Source organism: Devosia sp. J2-20 (genome assembly GCF_055808475.1).
In genome coordinates this window covers 2,438,796-2,459,918 of sequence record NZ_CM147870.1, presented here as the reverse complement: position 1 = coordinate 2,459,918, position 21,123 = coordinate 2,438,796, and the positions used below count along the sequence as shown (strand labels likewise).

At 61.5% G+C, this 21,123-nt stretch carries 16 protein-coding genes and 3 pseudogenes; 8 read left to right on the top strand and 11 right to left on the bottom strand.

All coding sequences use genetic code 11. The features are described from left to right. Window positions 1-72: 72 nt before the first annotated feature. The 7 genes and pseudogenes from cysQ to AC0L37_RS12010 form a co-directional block, all read right to left on the bottom strand. Entirely contained in the window at window positions 73-924 is an 852-nt protein-coding gene (gene cysQ, locus AC0L37_RS12040; protein ID WP_282221011.1) for a 3'(2'),5'-bisphosphate nucleotidase CysQ, read from the bottom strand. 1 nt (window position 925) lies between these two features. Continuing rightward, window positions 926-1,798, bottom strand: coding sequence for a carboxylating nicotinate-nucleotide diphosphorylase (gene nadC / locus AC0L37_RS12035; RefSeq protein ID WP_282221012.1), 873 nt, complete (start codon window positions 1,796-1,798; stop codon window positions 926-928). A 68-nt stretch (window positions 1,799-1,866) separates the two neighbouring features. Beyond that, window positions 1,867-3,138 carry an AGE family epimerase/isomerase gene (locus AC0L37_RS12030; protein ID WP_282221013.1) on the bottom strand — a complete coding sequence of 424 codons (1,272 nt, stop codon included), beginning with the start codon at window positions 3,136-3,138 and terminating at the stop codon, window positions 1,867-1,869. 165 nt (window positions 3,139-3,303) lie between these two features. Continuing rightward, on the bottom strand, window positions 3,304-4,251 hold the full coding sequence (locus tag AC0L37_RS12025; protein ID WP_282221014.1) for a class 1 fructose-bisphosphatase: 948 nt from the start codon (window positions 4,249-4,251) through the stop codon (window positions 3,304-3,306). 173 nt (window positions 4,252-4,424) lie between these two features. Next, window positions 4,425-6,492 (bottom strand): annotated as a pseudogene (locus AC0L37_RS12020) (ATP-dependent helicase). A 115-nt stretch (window positions 6,493-6,607) separates the two neighbouring features. After that, window positions 6,608-9,712, bottom strand: a pseudogene (locus AC0L37_RS12015) (NAD-glutamate dehydrogenase domain-containing protein); the annotation flags it as partial. Between the two features lie 266 nt (window positions 9,713-9,978). Beyond that, a pseudogene (locus AC0L37_RS12010) lies at window positions 9,979-11,283 on the bottom strand (NAD-glutamate dehydrogenase); the annotation flags it as partial. Between the two features lie 304 nt (window positions 11,284-11,587). Here AC0L37_RS12010 and AC0L37_RS12005 point away from each other — a divergent pair. Beyond that, a complete protein-coding gene (locus AC0L37_RS12005) occupies window positions 11,588-12,601 on the top strand; it encodes a sulfate ABC transporter substrate-binding protein (RefSeq protein WP_282221018.1) in 1,014 nt (337 codons plus the stop codon). Window positions 12,602-12,652: 51 nt separating this feature from the next. Here AC0L37_RS12005 and AC0L37_RS12000 read toward each other — a convergent pair whose 3' ends face one another. The 4 genes from AC0L37_RS12000 to AC0L37_RS11985 all read right to left on the bottom strand — a co-directional run bounded on the left by AC0L37_RS12000 (window position 12,653) and on the right by AC0L37_RS11985 (window position 14,651). Continuing rightward, window positions 12,653-12,946 carry a DUF6894 family protein gene (locus AC0L37_RS12000; RefSeq protein ID WP_282221019.1) on the bottom strand — a complete coding sequence of 98 codons (294 nt, stop codon included), beginning with the start codon at window positions 12,944-12,946 and terminating at the stop codon, window positions 12,653-12,655. A 99-nt stretch (window positions 12,947-13,045) separates the two neighbouring features. Next, complete coding sequence (locus tag AC0L37_RS11995) at window positions 13,046-13,597, bottom strand: flavin reductase family protein (RefSeq protein WP_282221020.1); 552 nt, start codon at window positions 13,595-13,597, stop codon at window positions 13,046-13,048. Further along, window positions 13,594-13,932: a ferredoxin FdxA gene (gene fdxA, locus AC0L37_RS11990; protein WP_212658537.1), complete on the bottom strand. Its 339-nt coding sequence runs from the start codon at window positions 13,930-13,932 to the stop codon at window positions 13,594-13,596. Before fdxA ends, AC0L37_RS11995 begins: the two co-directional genes overlap by 4 nt. A gap of 116 nt (window positions 13,933-14,048) precedes the next feature. Then, entirely contained in the window at window positions 14,049-14,651 is a 603-nt protein-coding gene (locus AC0L37_RS11985) for a superoxide dismutase (protein WP_282221021.1), read from the bottom strand. Between the two features lie 92 nt (window positions 14,652-14,743). Here AC0L37_RS11985 and AC0L37_RS11980 point away from each other — a divergent pair, with 92 nt between their 5' ends. From AC0L37_RS11980 to AC0L37_RS11950, 7 genes are all read left to right on the top strand, one after another. Beyond that, the gene (locus AC0L37_RS11980) at window positions 14,744-15,418 is read left to right on the top strand and encodes a helix-turn-helix transcriptional regulator (RefSeq protein WP_282221022.1); all 675 of its coding nucleotides are present in this window, start codon (window positions 14,744-14,746) and stop codon (window positions 15,416-15,418) included. After that, window positions 15,419-15,910 (top strand): group III truncated hemoglobin, encoded by a 492-nt coding sequence (locus AC0L37_RS11975; protein WP_345790777.1) that lies wholly within the window; start codon window positions 15,419-15,421, stop codon window positions 15,908-15,910. Window positions 15,911-16,127: 217 nt separating this feature from the next. Then, entirely contained in the window at window positions 16,128-16,997 is an 870-nt protein-coding gene (cysT, locus tag AC0L37_RS11970; protein ID WP_282221023.1) for a sulfate ABC transporter permease subunit CysT, read from the top strand. Continuing rightward, window positions 16,981-17,856: a sulfate ABC transporter permease subunit CysW gene (cysW, locus tag AC0L37_RS11965; RefSeq protein ID WP_282221024.1), complete on the top strand. Its 876-nt coding sequence runs from the start codon at window positions 16,981-16,983 to the stop codon at window positions 17,854-17,856. The genes cysT and cysW overlap by 17 nt, the downstream gene beginning before the upstream one ends. Before the next feature lie 11 nt (window positions 17,857-17,867). Further along, the gene (locus tag AC0L37_RS11960; RefSeq protein WP_282221025.1) at window positions 17,868-18,902 is read left to right on the top strand and encodes a sulfate/molybdate ABC transporter ATP-binding protein; all 1,035 of its coding nucleotides are present in this window, start codon (window positions 17,868-17,870) and stop codon (window positions 18,900-18,902) included. Window positions 18,903-19,001: 99 nt separating this feature from the next. Then, window positions 19,002-20,597, top strand: a complete 1,596-nt coding sequence (locus AC0L37_RS11955) for a diguanylate cyclase (protein ID WP_282221026.1) — start codon at window positions 19,002-19,004, stop codon at window positions 20,595-20,597. Further along, window positions 20,594-21,085, top strand: coding sequence for a GAF domain-containing protein (locus tag AC0L37_RS11950; protein WP_212658531.1), 492 nt, complete (start codon window positions 20,594-20,596; stop codon window positions 21,083-21,085). Before AC0L37_RS11955 ends, AC0L37_RS11950 begins: the two co-directional genes overlap by 4 nt. The last annotated feature ends 38 nt before the right edge of the window (window positions 21,086-21,123 follow it).

The window sequence follows — 21,123 nt, the reverse complement described above, 5'->3', positions numbered from 1 at the left end:
GCTGGGTGTGTATATGCCCAACATGAATCGTGCAAGTTGTACGGGGTAGTAGAACGGCCAGATCAGTTAAGACTATGTTGCATGGCTGGCGAACTGGCCCAGAATTCTGCTCATTTTTGTAGCAGCGCGTTGTGCCAGCCCTCGGTTGGCAGCGGCCACGAAGTAGGGATTGAGAAAGCCAGAGGTCCCTTTGCCATATCCCAGGCGCTTCCCGTCCAGCGTCACGACGGTCCCGCCCGCAGCTTCCAGAACCGCTTGCCCGGCAGCCGTGTCCCACTCACATGTCGGGGTAAATCGCGGATAGAGCTGGGCGTCGCCGCGCGCCAGCAGGCAGAATTTCAGGGACGAGCCCACCGAAACATCCAGATCCACCGCCAGCGTTTCGCATAGCGTCGCCAGCGCGGCGTGGCCGTGCGATCGGCTGGCCACAATGCGCAGCGGGGTATCTGACGAAACAGTTACCACATGCTTGTCGATGGCGGCGCCGGAACGCGTGTTGCACGCATAGGCGCCGGTGGCGTCGCCCACGAACGTTTCGCCGGTCACCGGTGCCAGCACCACGCCCATTACCGGAAAGCCATGTTCGACCAGAGCGATATTCACGGTGAACTCGCCATTGCGCTTGATGAATTCCTTGGTGCCATCGAGTGGATCGACCACGAAATAGCGCGCGCCCAGTTCCGGGATAATCCCAGCGGCAACGCTCTCCTCGCCCAGCACCGGAATGCCGGTGGACTTGAGGTGATCCAGGATTATGGCTTCCGCAGCTGCATCAGCCTGCGTTACCGGCGAGCCGTCCGACTTGTCGATAGCGATGATCGGGCGACCATAGACATCCATGATGACTTCGGCAGCCGCAATGGCGGCTTCCAGCACCAGCGCCGTCAGCGCTGCATTGGTCGGCGCCTGCAGGCCTGCGGTCATCTCAGACGCCGATCGTCACATCAAGGCCCAGATCGAGTGGCTGCGCGGCCATGGTGATCTGGCTGGTCGAAATATAGTCCACCCCAGTCTCGCCGATCGAACGGACCCGGTCCAGCTTCACACCACCCGAGGCTTCCAGTCTGGCGCGACCCGCATTGATTGCCACGGCCTGCCGCAGCATCTCGTTGTCCATATTGTCGAGCAGCACCACCCGGGCGCCCGCCGCCAGTGCTTCTTCCAGCTCCGCCAGATCCTGAACTTCAATCTCGATTGCCACCAGATGCCCGGCAAAGGCCTCCGCCGCCTGATAGGCTGCTGTTACGCTGCCTGCGACGGCAATGTGATTGTCCTTGATCAAAATCGCATCATCGAGTGCATAGCGGTGATTGGCCCCGCCGCCGCAGCGCACCGCATATTTTTCGAAGGCCCGCAGCCCCGGCGTCGTCTTACGTGTGTCGCAAACCTGCGCGCCAGTGCCGGCGACCGCATCCGCATAGGTCCGCGTCAGCGTGGCAATGCCACTCATGTGATTGAGGAAGTTCAGCGCCACACGCTCCGCAGACATCACCAGTCGGGCAGGGCCGGTCACCGTGGCAACAACGCCGCCAACCGCCACCGTGTCGCCATCAGCCAGCGCGGGTGTAAACACCACCCCGTCGCCGACCAGCCGGAACGCGGCCGCTGCCAGATCCAGCCCGGCGATCACCCCCGCCTCGCGCGCCGACAGGCTCGCACTAGCCGTGGCATGAGGAGCCAGTGTTGCCTGGCTGGTCAGATCGCCCGCCAGCCCCAGATCTTCTTCCAGCGCAGCGGCAACGGCGCGCTCCACCAACAGGCGGGGCAATTGGGCGGGCAGGCGGTCAGGACGGGACATGGCATGGGTCTCTCGCTTCGAGCGGTGATGTACGCGCCACCACCGCCCGATGCAACCAGCAGCGCCTGCTAGTGGTGCTGCTTGACGGTGTGCTCGGCCTCGATGATTGCCGCCGTCAGGCTACCCGTAGCGGGGTAGAGCGGGATCAGGCACGCCTGCAGCGCATGGTAGATGTCAGGCTTGCCGGTAAACAGGCGCGATGTTGGCTTGAGGTCCTCGGTCAACTCGCTCAGCCAGCCGCCCCGCACATGATCGATCACATGGTTCTCGGCATGGTCCCACAGCTTGCGATACCAGATCTGGAAATAGTCATCGCGGTCATAGGCGCTCAGAAACGCTGCCGCGCCAATCGCCTCGGCCACAGGCCACCACAGCTTTTCGCGCATGATCGGCTTGTTGTCCCAGTCCAGCGTATAAAAGAACCCGCCGTGCTGGGTATCCCAACCCAACTCGATCGCCTGACGGAAAAGATTGCGCGCTGCATCGGTCATCCAGCTCAGTCGCTTGTCGCCCAGAATCCACAGCTGCATCAGCAGCCGCGCCCATTCCAACGCGTGTCCCGGCGTTACACCCGAGGGACGGAACATTTCCGAGCCCAGATATTGCTTGTCGAGCACCCAGTTCTCGTCGAAATGCTCCGCCACCCGATGCCCCAGCGGCACGGCATGCTTGGCGATGATCAATTCGGCGATCCGTTCGGCCTTGGTCAGATAAGCCTTTTCGCCGGTGGCCTCATAGGCTGCCATCAGCGCCTCGGTCAGGTGCATGTTCGAGTTCTGCCCGCGATAGGTCGTGATCTGCGACCAGTCATTGGCGAATTCCTCGCGCACTGCGCCCACTTTCTCGTCCCAGAACCGGCGCTCGATCACCTCGGTGACATCGGCCAGCATCTTGTCAGCCAGTGGATGCCCCACCAGCTTGGCGCTCGATGCTGCCAGCATCACGAAGGCATGCCCGTAGGCCTGCTTGGTTCCATCGGTGACGCCATTGTCGTCCAGGCCCCACACATAGCCACCATGTTTGGCGTCGCGATGCTTGTTCCAGATATAGTCCATGCCGTGATCGACCATTTCGCCCGAGCCAGGCCGACCGATCAGACTGCCAATGGCGAAGCTGTGCACCATGCGCGTGGTGCCATGCACCTGCCGCGTTGAATTGGCCGCGCTCAGCGCCTTGCCCTCATCATCCAGCTCAAAGAACCCGCCCTTGGGGTTCAGCGACGGTGCTTCGAAGAAATCGAACAGATTATTGGCCTGCCGCATCAGATATTGCCGATGAAACGGCCGGCTGGTCCACGGGCTGGAATTGGTTTTGGGCAAGGTGGTGTTCGCGTCGGTCATAGTGGCTCCCGGCCGGCAGCGTAGGGCGCCGGCACCTCAATCTGCCAGAGCTATAGCGCCCCAATAAGAACGTTGCAATTTCTGCCCGCGCAATTTCGCGGGCTGCAGCAAACTCTTCCTCCGGCAATCAGCAGCAGGCCAGAAGGGCGGCTTACAAAGGAACGCCTACGCCTGGGCGTACCAGGCAACCACGCGGGCTACCTCGTCAGCCGAGCCCAGCACCACCGGCACCCGCTGGTGAATATCGGTCGGTACTACATCGAGCACACTCTGCTGCCCGGTCGTCGATGCGCCGCCCGCTGCGGCCACCAGCATCGCCATCGGATTGCCCTCATAGAGCAGCCGCAACCGGCCGCCTTTGGCAGCGTTCTCGCTGTCCAGCGGATAAAGAAAAATCCCGCCCCGCATCAGGATACGATGCACATCGGCCACCATCGATCCGATCCAGCGCATATTGTAGCGCTTGCCGGCAGGCCCGGTCTCCCCAGCCACATTCTCGGCGACATAGCCCTTGGTTGCGTCATCCCACAGCCGCTCGCGCGCAGTGTTGATCGCGTATTCCGCTGACGCCTTGGGTACGGCGAGCTTTTCGGTGGTCAACACGAACACGCCGTCATCGTTGAGTGTAAACACCGCTGCCGATGCCCCGAAGGTGATGACAAAGCTCGTCGCCGGTCCATAGGCGGCATAACCCGCGCCCAACTGCGCCGAGCCGGGCTGCAGCAGACCCTTGCGGGCATCCAGGATCGAAAAAATCGTTCCCACGGTGACATTTACGTCCAGGTTTGATGAGCCATCCAGCGGATCTGTTGCCACCAGATAGGCGCCCCGATTCTCGATATGAACCGGCTCATCCAGTTCCTCGGACACTAGAATCGAAATCTCCGGATTTTGCCGTATGTGATTCAAAACAATATCGTTTGAGATCACGTCGAGCGCCTTCTGGTCCTCGCCCTGCACATTGGTGTGCCCGGCCAGCCCGGTCTGCCCGCTAATCGCCGATTGCCGTAGCACAGCCGCAATCTCCGCACTCGCGGCGGCCATGGTGGTCATCACCGAAGCCAGCTTGGCGTCAACACTCTGGGCGGCTAGCCAGTTTGAAAGGGTGGTCATGTGCGGCTCTGGTTTTGGGGCAGGGGCCTTCAATGTCCCCATGCCGCGTCCAGATACAATCCGACTTTGGCATAGGGTTGCCTGGTCCACCTCTCGAGTGGAGCGATACCTCCCCTTGACGGGAGAGGCCATGTGGGGGGCTACATGCGCTAGCTGCTCATTGGCCCCAATCCCTATTTCCACATGCCTCGCATCTGCGCGGAAATATCCATCCGCACCGGCGCAGGCGACAGCCCCTCGATATGGGCCGGCGTGACTGGCGGCCACAAGATATCCTCGAACAGGCCTGTCATGGCGCGTGGAATGAAACGCGTCCGCTGCGCATACAGATGCCGGTCGCCATGCTTGGCCTGTTGCGTCACGAAAAACCGCTGGGGCACGATCAGGTTCAGATCATCTCGCGCCCGTGTCATCGCCACATACAGCAGCCGCCGCTCTTCTTCGAGTTCATGGGTTGATCCGGTTCCCAGATCCGAGGGGATGCAGCCATCAACCACATTGAGCACATGCACTGACTTCCACTCCTGCCCCTTGGCGGAATGGATGGTGGAGAGGATCAGATAGTCTTCATCGAGCAGCGGCACGCCCGACTGGTCGCTGGTTGCATCGGGCGGGTCCAGCGTTAGCTCGGTCAGGAACCGTTCGCGGCTCGGATAGCCGCCAGCAATCTGCTCGAGCTGCACAATGTCCTGCACGCGCACCATGGCGTCGTCATAAGCCTGTTCCAGCAGCGGTTCATACCACAGCCGCGCATAGCCCAGCTCCGCGGGCCAGCCCGCATCCCCCTTCGCCAGACGCCGCATCAGCTCGACCATCCCCGCCCAGCGCTCGCCGGCGCGGGGCGGCGTAGGGATCTCGCCCAGCGCCCAGATCGGGTCCGGTCCGGTCGCCATGGCGTCGAGCACCTTTTCCTGCAGTGCCCGGTCCCACACCGGGCAGCAATTGCAACACGCGGAAACCGGCCACCCTGTCGCGTGGATTTTCAGACCAGCGCAGGATCGACAACAGATCCTTGATGTGGGCCGCATCGAGGAATTTCAGCCCCCCGAATTTGACGAAGGGGATGTTCTGCCGGGTCAGTTCGATCTCCAGCGGCCCCGAATGGCTTGAGGTCCGAAACAGCACGGCCTGGCTTTTCAGCGCCATGCCACTCTCGCGTGCTTCGAGCACCTTGTGCACCACATAGCGGGCCTGATCGGCCTCATCGCGTACCGTCACCAATAGCGGCTTGGCGTCAGACTGGCGTTCGGTCCACAAATTCTTGGTAAAACGCTCGCTAGCCTGCTCGATGACCGCATTGGCAGCGCCCAGAATGGGCTGTGTCGAGCGGTAATTGCGGTCCAGCGTCACGATATCGGCTGCCGGGCTGAAGGCCGACGGGAAATCAAGAATATTGCGCACCGTCGCCGCCCGGAACGAATAGATCGACTGCGCATCGTCGCCCACCACGGTCAGTCCATGCCCCTGTGGCTTGAGCGCCAGCAGGATCGAGGACTGCAGCTTGTTGGTGTCCTGATATTCGTCCACCAGGACATGGTCGAACCGCGCCGCAACCTCGGCCGCCATTGCCGGTTCGGCCATCATGCCGGCCCAGTACAGCAGCAGATCATCGTAATCGAGCACGTTCTGGCTCTGTTTGGCAGCCACATAGCCGCTGAACAGCGCGCGCAATTCCTTGCTCCACATCGCGCACCACGGGAAGGTCGTCTTGAGCACCGCGTCCAGATCATCTTGCGCATTGACCACGCGCGAATAGATCGACAGGCAGGTGCCTTTGGTAGGAAACCGGCTCTTGGCCTCGGAAAACCCCAACTCGTGCCGCACCAGATTCATCAAATCCGCCGAGTCTTCGCGGTCATGGATGGTGAAGGCCGTATCCAGCCCGATCTGGGTGGCGTGCTCGCGCAGCAGCCGCGCGCCAATGCCATGAAATGTTCCGGCCCACGCCAGGGCATCGGTCACCGCGCCTGCGCTCGTGCCCAGCACCTGCACCGAGATCCGCTCCACCCGCCTGCTCATCTCGCTGGCGGCGCGTCGTGAAAACGTCATCAGCAGGATACGGCGAGGATCGGCACCATTGACGATCAAATGCGCCACCCGATGCGCCAGCGTATTGGTCTTGCCCGATCCCGCCCCGGCAATCACCAGCAATGGCCCCGGCGCGGCTTCCCCGGTGCCATGCACGACGGCGCGACGTTGTTCCGAGTTCAGGGCGTCAAGATAGGTAGGGCTGGCAAGCACGAATCGGCATCCTCCGGAGAAGGTCTCAGGGAACACGTTTCTTGTTTTGTTCGCAATGCCATCTGACGCCATTGCTCCGGCGACCCCAAGGGCCTCCGGACATCATGGTCTTCTATTCTTGCGCCAGATCGGCCATCAGACCCGCGGCGACGGATAGCCGTGACACGGTCAACTTGCCCTGGGTCAGCTCGGCCACGGCTGCGGCGGTGCGTTCAATGCCCGCCTTGCGCCGCACCTGCCAGTTCACCAGCTTGGCATCCACCGATTTTCCTTCGGTCTTGAGCACGTCAGCGGTCAAGTCGCGCTGCGCCCGCATCAGATTGGCCAGCGCACGGTCCAGTGCCATGCGGTCAAACCGGTCGTTGAGCAACAATGCACGGCTCTGCGCGATCACCGGCCACAGCCGGAATGTCGTGAACACCCCGAAGAACGCGGTTGCCCCATCAGCCAGCGACACGCCCGCGCGTTCGCTAACCAGCACGATGTCGCTGGCATAGCCGATCACAGGCAGTTCGGCGATCTGCTGCGCAGTGGTTTCGGGCACGCCCTTGTCCTTGAGCGATTGCGCCATCTCCGCCACGTCCTGCGCCAGTGAGGCAGGCAGATCCGTTCCCCTCAGGCCGCGCAGCGCAGCAACACCGGCGGCATGACGCTGTACCAGATCGGACAGACCCTGCGTCACATCGGCATTGCGCAGGAACCACAGGCTCTCCTGCCGTAGCAGCGCCATCACTTCAGCATAGAGCGCCAACTGCACATCGCCGTCGATCAACGTGTCGAGTGCATCAATCGCGGTGTTCAGCGCGCTCAGTCCATAGACATCACGCGCTGCCGCATAGGCCAGCGCTGTTTCGCCGGGGCTGGCGCTGGTTGCCGCAGTCAGATCGGTCACGAATGCCGGTCCGCCGCGATTGATCATCGCATTGGCCAGCACTGTCGCGATCACTTCGCGTTTCAGCCGATGTCCGGCCACAGCCTCGGGATAGGTGCTGCGCAGCGTGCCGGGGAAGTAGCGATAGAGCTCACCCGCCAGATAGTCATTGTCGATCGAGCGACCGTCCAGCAAATCCGCGTATAGCGTGAGCTTGGCATAGGCCAGGATCACCGCCAGTTCGGGCCGTACCAGTGCCGTGCCTGCCGCCACCCGGTTTTCCAGCACTGTATCACTGGGCAGAAACTCTACGGCGCGATCAAGCAGTCCACGGTCTTCCAGCCGTTCGATCAGTTCGCGGTGGTCCGGCAGTTCCGCCAGTCCGGCACGTTCTGCCAACGAGATCGCCAGCCCCTGCAGGTAGTTATTGCGCAGGCACAGCGCTGCGACCTCATCGGTCATGGTCACCAGGAACGCATTGCGGGCTTCGATGCCAAGGGTGCCAGCTGCCAACAGGGGCGCGACGGCGATCTTGATATTGACCTCCAGATCGCTCGAGTTCACGCCGGCCGAGTTGTCGATGGCGTCGGTATTGATCCGCCCGCCCTTGAGCGCATACTCGATGCGTCCGCGTTGCGTGGCGCCCAGATTGGCGCCTTCGCCGATCACCTTGGCCCGCACCTCGCCACCGGTAATGCGGATGGCATCATTGGCCCGGTCGCCCACCTCGGCATTGCTTTCCAGGCCAGAGCGCACATAGGTGCCGATGCCGCCGAACCACAGCAGGTCCACATCGGCCTTCAGGATTGCGGTGATCACCTCATTGGGCGTGGCGTGATTGGCCGTGATGCCGAGCAGCGTCTTGATCTCGGCCGACAGCGGCACCGACTTCATGCTGCGCGAGAAAATCCCGCCGCCGCTTGAGATCAACGCCTTGTCATAGTCCTGCCAGCTTGAACGGGGCAGGGCGAACAGGCGGTGCCGTTCTGCCAGGCTCTTGGCTGCATCAGGATTGGGGTCGATGAAAATATCGCGGTGGTCAAACGCGGCCACCAGCCGCGTCTGCGCACTCAGCAGCATGCCGTTACCGAACACGTCCCCGCTCATATCGCCCACGCCAACAGCGGTGAACTGCTCGCGCTGGATATCGCGGTCCATCTCGCGGAAGTGACGCTTCACAGCCTCCCAGCCGCCGCGTGCTGTAATGCCCATTTTTTTGTGGTCATAGCCCGCAGAGCCGCCTGAGGCGAAGGCGTCGCCCAGCCAGTATCCCCGGCTGATGGCGATCCCGTTTGCCGTGTCCGAAAAACTTGCCGTACCCTTGTCGGCAGCGACCACCAGATAAGGATCGTCACCATCACGTCGCACCACGGCGCGGGGCGGTACCACTGCACCATCGACCAGATTGTCGGTCACATCGAGCAGCGCGCCGATAAATATCTTGTAGCTGGCAATGCCTTCAGCCTGAAACGCCTCGCGCGGCATACCGGCCACCAGGCGCTTGGGCACAAATCCCCCTTGGCACCGACCGGCACGATCACCGCATTCTTGACCTGCTGCGCCTTGACCAGCCCCAGCACCTCTGTGCGGAAATCCTCGGGCCGGTCCGACCAGCGCAGCCCGCCGCGCGCAATCGCTCCAAAGCGCATATGGATGCCTTCCACCCGCGGCGAATAGACCGAAATCTCGCGGTAGGGACGGGGCGCGACCATGCCCTCGACCATGCTGCTGTCGAACTTGATCGCCAGCGCCGGCATGCGATTGCCTTCCGGGTCGCGCTGAAACGCATTGGTGCGGATCGCCGCTTCCATCAGATTGAGGAAGCGCCGGATGATGGTGTCTTCGTCCAGTGAGGCCATTGCATCGAGTGCGGCCGCAATCTGTTTGCGCGCCCCATCCGCCTTGGCGTCCCGATTGGTTTCGTCAGGGTCGTGCAGCGCGTTGAACAGCCCCACCAGCGCTTCGGCAGCGCCTGACTGGTTTACCAGCACCTGCGCGATATAGCGCTGCGAATAGGAAATCCCGATCTGCCGCAGATAGCGCGACAATGCCCGCAGCAGGGCTGCATCGTTCCAGCCCAGCGCCGTGCGGGTCACCAGCGTATTGAGCTGATCACTCTCCCCCAGCCCGTCCCACACAGCCAGCAGCCCGGCCTCGACGGCTGGTCCGCGCGTATCAAGGTCCAGCACAACGCCATCACTGGGCGCCAGCACCATGTCATGGATATAGCGCTCTACACCGTCCCGTGGCGTCACCGTATAGGTGCGCTCGTCGATCACCCGGAACCCGAAGGCTTCGATCATCGGCACGCGGTCACTCAGTGGAATGGCGTGCTCGCGGTGGTAGAATTTCAGCCCGAGAGCGCCATCGGCGCCGTCTCGGCTGCGCAGCCGGATGGCCACCCGGGCGCTCTCGCCCAGTTCATGCAGAACCCCGACATCGACATGCGCATCCTCGGCGGAATTGCGCGATTGATAGGCTGCGGAGAACGCCGTGCGATAATCACTCATCACCGCCGGATCGGTCGCCGTGGCCATCAGAATGTCGCCGAAATTGCTCGTCAATGCGTCAACATTGGCTTCAAGTTCTGCACGGCTCGGTTGCGGGGTTTTTCCCGCAATTCGGCCGATGATCACATGCACCCGTACCAGTTCGCCTTCGGGGAAATGCGGATAGAATGCTGACACCCGGCCATCATAGACTTCGGCCAGATACTGGGTGATCCGCGCCCGAGCCGCGCCGTCATAGCGGTCGCGTGGCACATAAACGAGCACCGAGACAAAATTGTCGAACCGGTCGATACGCGGCAGTACCCGCACCCGGGGGCGGTCATATAGGCCGGCAATCGCGGTGGAGAATTCAAATAGCTGCTCGCCGCCGATCTGGAAAAGCTCGTCGCGCGGATAGCTGTCCAGCGCGCTCAGCAGCGCCCGGCCGTCATGCCCGATCGGATCAACGCCCGACTTGCGCATCACCTCGGCAATCTTGCGCCGGATGATCGGCACTTCGGTGTGCGGCGTGGCCTCCGCCTGCGATGTGAACAGCCCCACAATGCGCAACTCGCCAACGGCCTTGCCGCCGCCGTCATAGATCTTGATGCCCACATAATCCATGTGCTGGCGGCGATGCACCCGCGCGCGCACATTGGCCTTGGTCACCAGCAGCGGTTCGTTCGAGGCAATGAAGGCGGCGTGCTGTGGCGTGGATTCAACAAAAGTCGGGCCACTGCGCAGCACCTTGACCTCACCGTCGGTCAGAATGCCCAGCCCGCTCTTGGCGACCGGCGCCAGCGTCTCGCCATCGATGCGGTAGTCGCGCATCCCCAAAAAAGTGAAGTTGTGCTCGATCAGCCAGTCGAGAAACCGCAGGGGTTCATCGGCCAGACTCGACTTCTGTTCGCTCAGCGCGCTGATCGCCTTGCGCAGGCGCTCCAGCATGGGCTGCCAGTCCCGCACTGCCTGGCCCACCTCGGCCATGGTGGAGTCGATCTCGTTCACCATGGCGTCCAGATCACTGACGGGATCGCTGTGAATATGCAGCACGCTGAGCGCCCGCCCACTGGGTTCACGAACCACCGGGTGCGCAAACAGCCGCACCGTGCCGCCTGCGGCGCGTAGTGCGGCCAGCGCGCTGTCGACGATGAAGGGCATGTCGGGCGATACGATATCAAGCACCAGCGGTTCGCCGGGCTGGGTCGGCGCGGTCACGCTCAGCTTGCTGCCCGTACCGCTATAGGCTTTCAGATGCGCATAGGATTGGCGCAGGATCGCTTCGAACCGATCAGGAGCCTGTCGCGCCAGATCCTCGGTATCGGTCGCCAGAACGGCCGAACGCAGGAATTCGGCGAACCCCGCGTCTTCGCTTGCCAGGGCTGCCGCACGCTCCAGCAGGGCAGGACGGTTCGCTTGTACCAAATTCATCTTCGACTCCTCAGCTCGCCTTGCCAGTCTAGGGATCACATGCGGCTCTGTCTGCCATCCCTTTTGCCAATATCAGCCCACAAAGATGCGCAGATGACGCGACGCCAAAATTAGGACCTCGGTAAGGTTCTGGAATGGGATTGCGCAGCGCCGCATTTTGGTAGGCTTCTGGCGAGCTTTTTCCTGATTTGGCGGCGTTCGAGGCAAAGCATTTCTATTGCGGCGTTTCGGTGGCGGCGCTTTACCTTGTAATACCCCACCAATGTGGTAGTCTTTTATCAGGCGATCTCCTGGGAGACCACAAATGACCTACATGTCCAGAATTCTTGCTTATGCTGCTCTGATTGCCTCGCTTGTGCTGGTCTTTTCAGTCACCAGCCACGCTCAGGATCGCACCCTGACCAATGTCAGTTATGATCCCACACGTGAGTTCTATGCCGATTTCGACGCGGCCTTCGTCGACCACTGGCAGCAGTCCACCGGTGAGACCGTTGCCGTTCAGGTCACACATGGTGGCTCGGGCGCACAGGCCCGCTCGGTCATCGATGGTCTCAATGCAGACGTGGTCACCCTGGCGCTCGATAGCGACATCAACGCCATTGCCGATGCTGGCCTGATCAATGCCGACTGGCGTGGCAGCTTCACCAACAACAGTGCACCCTATACTTCGACCATCGTCTTTCTCGTCCGCAAGGGTAACCCCAAGGCCATCGTCGACTGGGGCGATCTGATTGCTGAGGGCGTTGAAGTGATCACCCCCAATCCCAAGACATCGGGCGGGGCACGGTGGAACCTGCTGGCTGCTTGGGCATGGGCCAAGGCGCAGCCAGATGGCAGTGACGCCACGGCGCAGGAATTCGTCCGTCAGCTCTATCGCCACGTTCCTGTGCTCGATACTGGCGCGCGGGGGGCAACCACCACATTCGTGCAGCGCGGCATTGGCGATGTGCTGTTGGCCTGGGAAAACGAAGCTTGGCTTGCCCTTGAAGAACTGGGACCCGACGCCTTCGATATCGTGACCCCTTCGGTCTCGATCCTGGCCGAACCGCCTATTGCTTTGGTTGACGTCAATGTTGATACGAACGGCACCCGGGATTTGGCACAGGGCTATCTCGACTATCTCTACTCAGACGTCGGTCAATCCATTGCTGCAAAACACTATTTCCGTCCGTCGCAGCCCGAGTTTGCAGCCCCCGAAGATCTCGCGCGCTTCGCTGAACTCAACCTTGTGACCATTGAAGAATTTGGTGGCTGGCGCGATGCGCAGGCCCGCTTCTTCGGCGATGGCGGTATCTTTGATCAGATCTACGCCAACTGACTTTTGACCGCCGGCATTCCCACCAGGTATTCTTCAACCATTGCCTGGGGACTAATGGACCGTACTGCTTGGCGGCGCCGGTGCGTCCTCATCTGGATCATCGTCTGAGCCTAGCTTGGGACCGGCCCAAAACACCAGATAAAGCAGCTCTTCACCTTCTGCGTCAGTGATCTCGATCGATCGCGGTACGCGGGTATCGCCCCCGGTATTGGCAGCCTGTTCGACAATCGCCTTGGCCAGTGCCGCTGCATTGTGTTCCGCCGCTTCCAGATCTGGCAGCTCACTGCCATCATCGTCGCGGATCAACTCGTCATCGGTGCGGTAGTGGAAGTAGTATCTGGGCAAGCGCGTCTCCCTTTGGGGAGTGGGTTGAGTTCAAAGCAGCGCAAGAAATAACCGCCGCCTCGCCAATTCGTTGCGCCCAGCTTGCCATCATGCCGGCGCTCAGTCGAGCCCACCCAGCGTGTGGTAGTGGTGCCGCTGCCAGATCAGGGGGGAACGACTGGTCGTTGTTTCCACTTCGATAATCGCTCCGGCAAACAGCACATGGGTGCCCGTCTCGATGGCGCCAACCACATCGCAATCCACAGCCGTGACCGCCCCGAGCAGCATTGGGTGCCCTGATGGCCAGCGTGACCATTCGCCCACACCGAAGCGATGCTCCGGCTCCATTCCGCCGGCAAAGGCATTACCGACCTCTTGCTGGTCATCGGCCAGCATCGCCAGGGAAAACCCGTTGGTCTTGGCAATGATGTCAGCCAGCCGGCTCATAATATCGATGGAAATCAGAATGGTCGGCGGGTTTATCGCCAGCGACATCATTGAAGTCACGGTGCGGCCGATCTGCTCATCGCCGCGACGTGCCGTCACCACGCTGACGGTGGAGGCCATTGCTGCCATTGCCGAGCGGAATTCGGCATTGCCGACCACCGGATTGCGGGGCGGGCGCAGCTTCATGGTATCGGGGAGTTCAAAATCGGCCATCAGTGTCGTCATGATCCTTCTCCGGGCTGTTCCGAGAACAGGTCGCGGAGTTTGTTGGGCTGGCCCGCCATGGCCTCGGCATTTGCCGGCGGCACGCCCACTTCAGTGATGTTCGGCCAAAGCCGCGCATATTGCCTGTTATGTTCAATCCACGGTGCCAGGCCCGGTTCCATATCCGGCTTGATGGCCTCGATCGGACATTCGGGCTCACATACCCCACAATCTATGCATTCGTCCGGGTTGATGACCAGCATGTTTTCGCCTTCGTAAAAGCAATCAACCGGGCATACCGCCACGCAATCCATATGCTTGCAGGCTATGCAGTCTTCCGTCACCACATAGGTCATGGCCGGCACCGTCCCGCCAACGCGGTGTCATCCAGCCCGGCAGCCTGGGCCCGCTCGGCGATTTGCCGAAGAGCCTCCCCAACCAGTTTGACACCGCATTTGTTACGCATCAGGCCTTAGCCCAGATTGGCTTCGGCAAATTCATAGTTGGCCAGCGTGTCGAGGAAGTTGCTGACATAGTCCGGACGACGGTTGCGAAAGTCGAGGTAGTAGCTGTGTTCCCACACATCGAGCCCAAGCAGTGGCTTGCCTTCGCCCGTCGCCAGCGGATTGCTGCCATTGGCGGTCTTGGTGGCTTTCAGCTTGCCGTCCGTACCCAGCACCAGCCAGGCCCAGCCCGATCCGAACTGTGTCGTCGCAGCAGTCTTGAAAGCGTCCTTGAACGCGGCGACCGAACCGAAATCGTCGATGATCTTGGCTTCAAGCCGGCCACCAGGCTGGCCACCCTTGGGTGACAGCGCATTCCAGAAATGGATGTGGTTCCAGTGCTGTCCGGCATTGTTGAACACCGGCGCCAGATCGGCCTTGTCCTTGGCGAGGGTGATGATCTCTTCGAGCGATTTTCCCTGCAGATCGGCGTTCTTGTCCACCAGGCCGTTCAGCGCCGTCACATAGGCTTGGTGATGCTTGTCGTGGTGCAGTTCCAGCGTTTCCTGACTCATGCCGCGGTCGGCGAGAGCGGAATGGGCATAGGGCAGGGCGGGGAGTTCAAAGGCCATGACAGTCTCCTGGTGTTGGCGGGACGCACTTGCGTTTCAGCGTCATGCGGTTTAATTTCCAAGTTATGACTTTGAAAACCTTTGAGCCAGATATGTCAAGTCAGTCCTTGGAAAACCCGGCGCCGGACAATCTTGGCTGGTCGCCGCGCAATCCGGCCGAACGTGTGCTGATGGCGCTCAAGATGCATGGCGCCATGTCGGCTGCCGCGATTGGCAAGATTTTGGGCACGACCGGCGAAGCCGCCCGCCAGCAATTGGCGCGGCTTGCCGACGAGGGGCTGGTGGTAGCCACCAGCCAGGCTAGTGGCGTCGGTCGCCCTACCCAGCGTTGGGCGTTGACCTCCGCGGCTCAGGCCCGCTTCCCCGATACGCACGCGGCCCTGACCGTGCAATTGCTCGATATCGTCCGCAGTTCGCTGGGGGAGGGAGCTCTGGATACCATTATTGCCACGCGTGAGGCCGAAACCCACGCAGCCTACCAGGCCGCGATGGCTGACCGCACCGGCCTGCGCGACAAGGTCGCGACCTTGACTGAGTTGCGCTCGCAGGAAGGGTATATGGCCGAGTGGCGCGAAGAGCCCGATGGCTCACTTCTACTGCTTGAAAACCATTGTCCCATCTGCGCCGCTGCCACCGCCTGTCAGGGTTTTTGTCGCGCCGAGCTCGATGTCTTCCGCGCCGTACTGGGCCCCGAGGTCGAAGTCACTCGCCATGAGCACATTGTTTCAGGCGGCCGCCGCTGCAGCTACGCCATTCGGGAGGTCTGAGTGACCGACAATCCACGACCACCCATCGGCACCCAGCACCAGCGCGTTGGCTGGGACACCCCTGATGGTCTCGATGAAGCCATGATCCGCGCCGTGGTGGACCGTTTCTACGCCGATGCTCGCCGCGACCCCGTCATCGGGCCGGTGTTCAATCGCATTATTGCGCCCGAGGCCTGGCCGGGCCATCTGGCCACCATTGCCGATTTCTGGAGTTCCATGCTGTTGGGCACCGGCCGCTATGCCGGCCGGCCCATGCCCAAGCATATGGCCATTCCCGAACTCTCCGATGCCCATTTCATGCGCTGGCTTGCCCTGTTCCGGCGCACGGCCGAAGAACTCTGTCCGCCCGATATCGCCCAACTCTTCATCGAGCGCTCCGAGCGCATCGGCAACAGCTTCCGCATGAACATCGCCATGCGGCGCGGCAATGACATTACCGCCATGGCGCCGCTGGAACGCGAGACCCCACTCTGGACCCCGCCCCAGGACTAGACCCAGGCCAGGTCACTGGTAGCGTCCATCAAACGAGCCGTTACCTTCCTCAAGAGGAGGTTCCGAAGCGCATCGCCACCAAAAACACCCCCATTCCCAAAACACCCACCCGCTGAGCACAATATTTCTCGGTGCGCCACGCAAACGCCATGGCGCTGCTTGTTAATGCCTACTGATCTTGTAGAGTTTGGCTGTCCTTTGGGATGGGAGGCTCCCCATGTCTGTCGTCGCTGCGACTGCCCTACGCCCGAAATGGCGCTTTCGACAGCCCAGTGTCATCCCCGGTTTTGGGCTGACCTTCGGCTTCACCACCACCTGGTTTTCCCTGATCATCCTTATCCCCTTGCTGGGTCTGGCCATTCGTTCAGCTGGCTTGGGTCCCAGCGGTTTCTGGCAGGCGGCCACCGATCCGCGCGTGTTGGGCGCGCTACGCGTCAGCTTCGTCACGGCCATCCTCGCCGCGTTGATCAACACCGTCTTCGGCACGCTGATCGCCTGGGTGCTGGTGCGCTACCGTTTCCCCGGCCGCCGAATCTTTGACGCCGTCATTGATCTGCCCTTTGCGCTGCCTACCGCCGTCGCTGGTATCGCGCTGACTGCCATCTACGCGCCCAACGGCACCATTGGCGCGCTGCTGGCCCCGCTCGGTTGGCGCATTGCCTATACGCCCGCTGGCATTGTCATCGCCATGATCTTCATCGGGCTCCCTTTTGTCGTGCGCACCATCCAGCCCATTCTTGAAGAGGTCAGCCACGAGGTCGAAGAGGCCAGTGCCACCCTCGGTGCCAACCGTTTCCAGACAGTCACCCGAGTTGTCCTGCCCAGTCTCACTCCAGCCATTTTGACCGGCTTCGCGCTGGCCTTTGCCCGGGGCGTCGGTGAGTTTGGATCAGTCATCTTCATTGCCGGCAATATTCCCTATGTTTCGGAAATCGCCCCGCTGCTGATCTTTATCCGCCTGCAGGAATACAACTATGTCGGCGCCACCGTGATCGCTACGGTAATGCTGCTGATCTCGTTTGCCCTGCTGTTTGCGATCAACCTCATTCAGGCCTGGAGCCGGCGGAGATATGGCTATGGCCACTAGGCTTTCTGCGCGTTCCTCGCGCGCCAACCCCACCAGCGAAAGCCGCGCGATGCGCTGGCTGCTCATCGCCATCGCCATGGCCTTCATGGCGCTGGTCCTGCTGCTGCCCCTTTATGCCGTCTTTCACGAAGCCTTTTCCAAAGGCGTCGGCACCTTCCTGGCAGCGCTCTCAAGCAAGGATGCCCAGGCCGCCATTCGCCTAACGGCGCTGGTTTCGCTGATTGCAGTGCCGCTCAATCTGGTGTTTGGCCTTGCCGCCTCCTGGGCCATCGCCAAGTTTGAGTTCCGCGGCAAGGCCTTTCTGATCACTCTGATCGATCTGCCATTCTCGATATCGCCGGTCATTTCCGGTCTGGTATTCGTCCTGCTGTTCGGGGCGGGGAGCGTGCTCGGCCCGTTTCTCAAGAGCTATGGCATCGAAGTGCTGTTCGCGCTGCCTGGCATTGTGCTTGCCACCATTTTCGTCACCTTTCCCTTCGTGGCCCGCGAACTGATCCCGCTCATGCAGGATCAGGGTACCGGTGACGAGGAAGCCGCGCTGTCATTGGGTGCCAATGGGTGGCAGACTTTCTTCCGCGTCACCCTGCCCAATATCAAATGGGGCCTGCTGTATGGCGTGCTCCTGTGCAATGCCCGCGCTATGGGCGAATTTGGTGCTGTTGCGGTGGTGTCAGGCAAGATCCGCGGCCAGACCACCACCATCCCGCTGCAGGTCGAAATGCTCTACAACGAATATAACGCCACCGCCGCTTTCGCCCTGGCCTCTCTGCTGGCCTTGCTGGCACTGGTCACTCTGGTGCTCAAATCGGTCCTTGAATGGCGCTTCAGCGCCGAAATCGCCGCTGGCGGCCATCGATAGGAAGTCTGGACATGGATGTTCGCGTCACCAATGTGCGCAAGGAATTCGATCGCTTCCCGGCGCTGCACGATGTCTCGCTCGATATCGTCTCGGGCGAGTTGATTGCGCTGCTCGGTCCTTCCGGTTCAGGCAAGACCACGCTGTTGCGCCTGATCGCCGGCCTCGAAGTGCCCACCAGCGGCCGCGTCTTCTTCGGCGATACCGATGCCTCCGAATGGAGCGTTCAGCAGCGCAATATCGGCTTTGTGTTTCAGCACTATGCGTTGTTCCGCCATATGAGCATTCTCGAAAATGTCTCCTTCGGCCTCAAGGTGCGGCCGCGCTCAACCCGGCCACCAGCCGGTGAAATCCGCCGCCGCGCCCTCGAACTGCTTGATCTGGTGCAGCTCTCGGGTCTTGAAAAGCGCTACCCCAACCAGCTTTCGGGCGGCCAGCGTCAGCGCGTCGCTCTGGCCCGCGCACTGGCCATTGAGCCAGCCGTGTTGCTGCTCGACGAACCCTTTGGGGCGCTCGATGCTCAGGTCCGTCGCGAGCTGCGCAAATGGCTGCGTGAAATGCATGATCGCACCGGTCACACCACGGTCTTTGTCACCCATGATCAGGAAGAAGCCCTCGAACTCTCGGACCGCCTCTGCGTCATGAGCCAGGGCAAGATCGAACAGGTTGGCGACCCCGACACCATTTACGACACGCCGGGTTCGCCCTTCGTCTTTGGTTTCATCGGGGAGTCCAGCCAACTGCCTGTCACCATGACAGGTGGCGAACTACGTTTTGACGGCCAGTCCATCGGTCTGCCGGCCGACACCAGCGCTCCGGCCAATGCGCGTCTGTTCTTCCGTCCCCATGATGTTGATCTGGTCGATAGCGGGCCGTCCTTGCTGGGCACGGTCACCGCCAGTCGCCGGGTGGGAGGCACCCGTCGTGTCGAACTGGCGCTCGATGGCGGACATCACGCCGAGATCGATTTGCCCTTTGATCACGCCGCAATCGAGAGCAGCCGCATTGCCTTCAGGCCCCGTCGTTGGCAGCTGTTTGCGGCGTCCTGACCGAAATTTCTCAGATAAACAGAGATTTTTGCTGCAGGCATTAGGAGTTTCGCCAGAGAATCTGGTTAAGCTACAGACGGTTACCACGTCGAGCGCCCCATGACTGATCCTGGAGCTGCCATCGCTGACGAGTTTATCCGGGGCACGCGCCTGTTGCGAGCCGGGCGGGGCGAGCAGGCTTTGGCGGCGTTTCGAACGGTTTATGCTCGGGCCGAGGCTGCTGGCGACAGCGATTTCATGGCCGCCGCTTTGTGCGAAATGGCCTGGAGCTGCTACCGCATCGGTGATGCCGAACAGGGTCTGGAATGCGCCATGGGGGCCAAATGGCTCTGGGAGCGTCTGGGCAACCGGCTTGAAATGGCCCGCGCCATGGCCGTTGAATCCATCCTCTTCCTCGATCTTGGCTTCAGCGATGAAGCCTATGATCTTGCCACCATGGCCGTGGAAATTGCCCAGGCCAGCGACGACGCGCCCATGCAGGCCTTTGCGCTCAATGCCAAGGGCATCGTGCTCACGGTCTGCCGCGAGAGCGAGTTGGGCGCCAATCTGGTCGAACAGGCCGTCGCTATCGCCACCCAGCAGAAAAATGGCGGCGCTGCCGGCTACTACCTGCTCAATCTGGGATTCTGCCACGCCAAGATGGCCGAGGAGGCAGGGTCTCTGGGGCAACCTGATCGCGCCATGGGCGAACGCGAGGCGGCCATCGAATTCACCAATGAGTCAATTGAGCAGGCCCGTCATAGCGGCGATGCCTGGACCCTGCGCGCAGCCTTGGGTAACAAGGCGGAATTGCTGGCGCTGCAGGGTAGCTTCGATCTGGCGCTGGAGGTTCTGGCGCAGTGCGTTGAGCTCAACGACGCGCCCGGCACCGGGCTGCGCATCCACTATCTCTATACGCTGGGCGATGTTCTGTTCCGTGCCGGTCGGCTCGATGAGGCATTGGTCAGCGCCACTGAGGCAGTAGAGCTGGCCGACACTACCAGGCTTATCGATCACCAGACCAACGCCGTGGCCAAGCTCGCCGAAATCCTTGAGGCCAGGGGTGACACCTCAGCAGCGCTGGTACAGTTCAAGCGCTTCCACAATCTCTATGTGCGCCAGTCCGGCGAGACCGCCCAGCGGCGCGCCCGGGTGGCGTCCATTCGCTCCGAGACAGATCTTTGGCGCGACCGCGCCGCCGTGTTGGCCGATCAGGCCCTCAGCGATCCGCTCACCTGCATTGCCAATCGCCGCAGCTTTGATCAGATCCTCAACCGGCTTGCCGGCACCGCCTTTTCGACGGCCATCGTCGATCTCGACAACTTCAAGACCATTAATGATCGCTACTCCCACATCGTGGGCGATGCAGTGCTGCAGCGCGTGGCGCGGACACTGGTTGATCAGCTGGGCCCGCATGGTCATGCGGCCCGTCTGGGCGGCGAAGAATTTGCCCTGGTCTTCCCCAATGTGCCCGAGCAGTCCGCAGTGGCCTTCTGCGAGGGCATTCGCATCGCCATCAGTTCGATTGACTGGTCCGACCTTGGCGCGGGCCTCGGCGTTACCGTCAGCATTGGTCTGGCCACCGGGCAGGGCGAAGAACCCTCCGGTCTGCTGATGCAGATTGCCGATAATCGCCTCTATGCAGCCAAGGCAAACGGGCGCGATTGCGTGATCTGGGCTGACACCATTCCCGCCGATGAACGTCTGCGCGCATGAGCCAGCATTTCCGTGATTTCGAAGAGCGCCTCGCGCGCTATGACGATCCCGCAGAAACCGGCGCAGCCCTGCACCAGCTCGCCCGGGCGGTGATCGGCGTGCGCCTGTTCACGCTCACGGCGATCAATATGGATGCCGGTCACGTCCGTCGCGTCTATTCCAGCCATCCAGATGTCTTTGCCCTTTTGGGCACCAAGCCCATTGTCATGGATGACTGGTTCCGCGCCATGCAGACCGAACGCCGGATCACGGCGATCAACTCCGCAGCCGAGATGGAAGGCAATTTCCCGGATCTCCAACTGATCCGCACCCTGGGCTGCGATGCCTCGATCAGCATTCCGGTCATGGCGGGCAATCAATTGCTCGGTACGATCAACGCGCTCGATGCCGAGGGCAGCTATGGCCCCGATGCGGTCGCCAGGGCCGCAGACCTGATCGTCCCGGCAACGGCAGTCTTTCTGATTTTGCGTAATCATTTTCAGCTTTAGGGGCGTTTTCTGAAAACGCACATTAAGGACTGAAATTG

Bases quoted from the DNA above. Each gene is read 5' to 3' on its own strand.
- cysQ (WP_282221011.1), bottom strand. From the start codon at position 924: ATGACCGCAGGCCTGCAGGCGCCGACCAATGCAGCGCTGACGGCGCTG.
- nadC (WP_282221012.1), bottom strand. From the start codon at position 1,798: ATGTCCCGTCCTGACCGCCTGCCCGCCCAATTGCCCCGCCTGTTGGTG.
- AC0L37_RS12030 (WP_282221013.1), bottom strand. From the start codon at position 3,138: ATGACCGACGCGAACACCACCTTGCCCAAAACCAATTCCAGCCCGTGG.
- AC0L37_RS12025 (WP_282221014.1), bottom strand. From the start codon at position 4,251: ATGACCACCCTTTCAAACTGGCTAGCCGCCCAGAGTGTTGACGCCAAG.
- AC0L37_RS12005 (WP_282221018.1), top strand. From the start codon at position 11,588: ATGACCTACATGTCCAGAATTCTTGCTTATGCTGCTCTGATTGCCTCG.
- AC0L37_RS11995 (WP_282221020.1), bottom strand. From the start codon at position 13,597: ATGACGACACTGATGGCCGATTTTGAACTCCCCGATACCATGAAGCTG.
- fdxA (WP_212658537.1), bottom strand. From the start codon at position 13,932: ATGACCTATGTGGTGACGGAAGACTGCATAGCCTGCAAGCATATGGAT.
- AC0L37_RS11985 (WP_282221021.1), bottom strand. From the start codon at position 14,651: ATGGCCTTTGAACTCCCCGCCCTGCCCTATGCCCATTCCGCTCTCGCC.
- AC0L37_RS11980 (WP_282221022.1), top strand. From the start codon at position 14,744: ATGTCAAGTCAGTCCTTGGAAAACCCGGCGCCGGACAATCTTGGCTGG.
- cysT (WP_282221023.1), top strand. From the start codon at position 16,128: ATGTCTGTCGTCGCTGCGACTGCCCTACGCCCGAAATGGCGCTTTCGA.
- cysW (WP_282221024.1), top strand. From the start codon at position 16,981: ATGGCTATGGCCACTAGGCTTTCTGCGCGTTCCTCGCGCGCCAACCCC.
- AC0L37_RS11960 (WP_282221025.1), top strand. From the start codon at position 17,868: ATGGATGTTCGCGTCACCAATGTGCGCAAGGAATTCGATCGCTTCCCG.
- AC0L37_RS11955 (WP_282221026.1), top strand. From the start codon at position 19,002: ATGACTGATCCTGGAGCTGCCATCGCTGACGAGTTTATCCGGGGCACG.
- AC0L37_RS11950 (WP_212658531.1), top strand. From the start codon at position 20,594: ATGAGCCAGCATTTCCGTGATTTCGAAGAGCGCCTCGCGCGCTATGAC.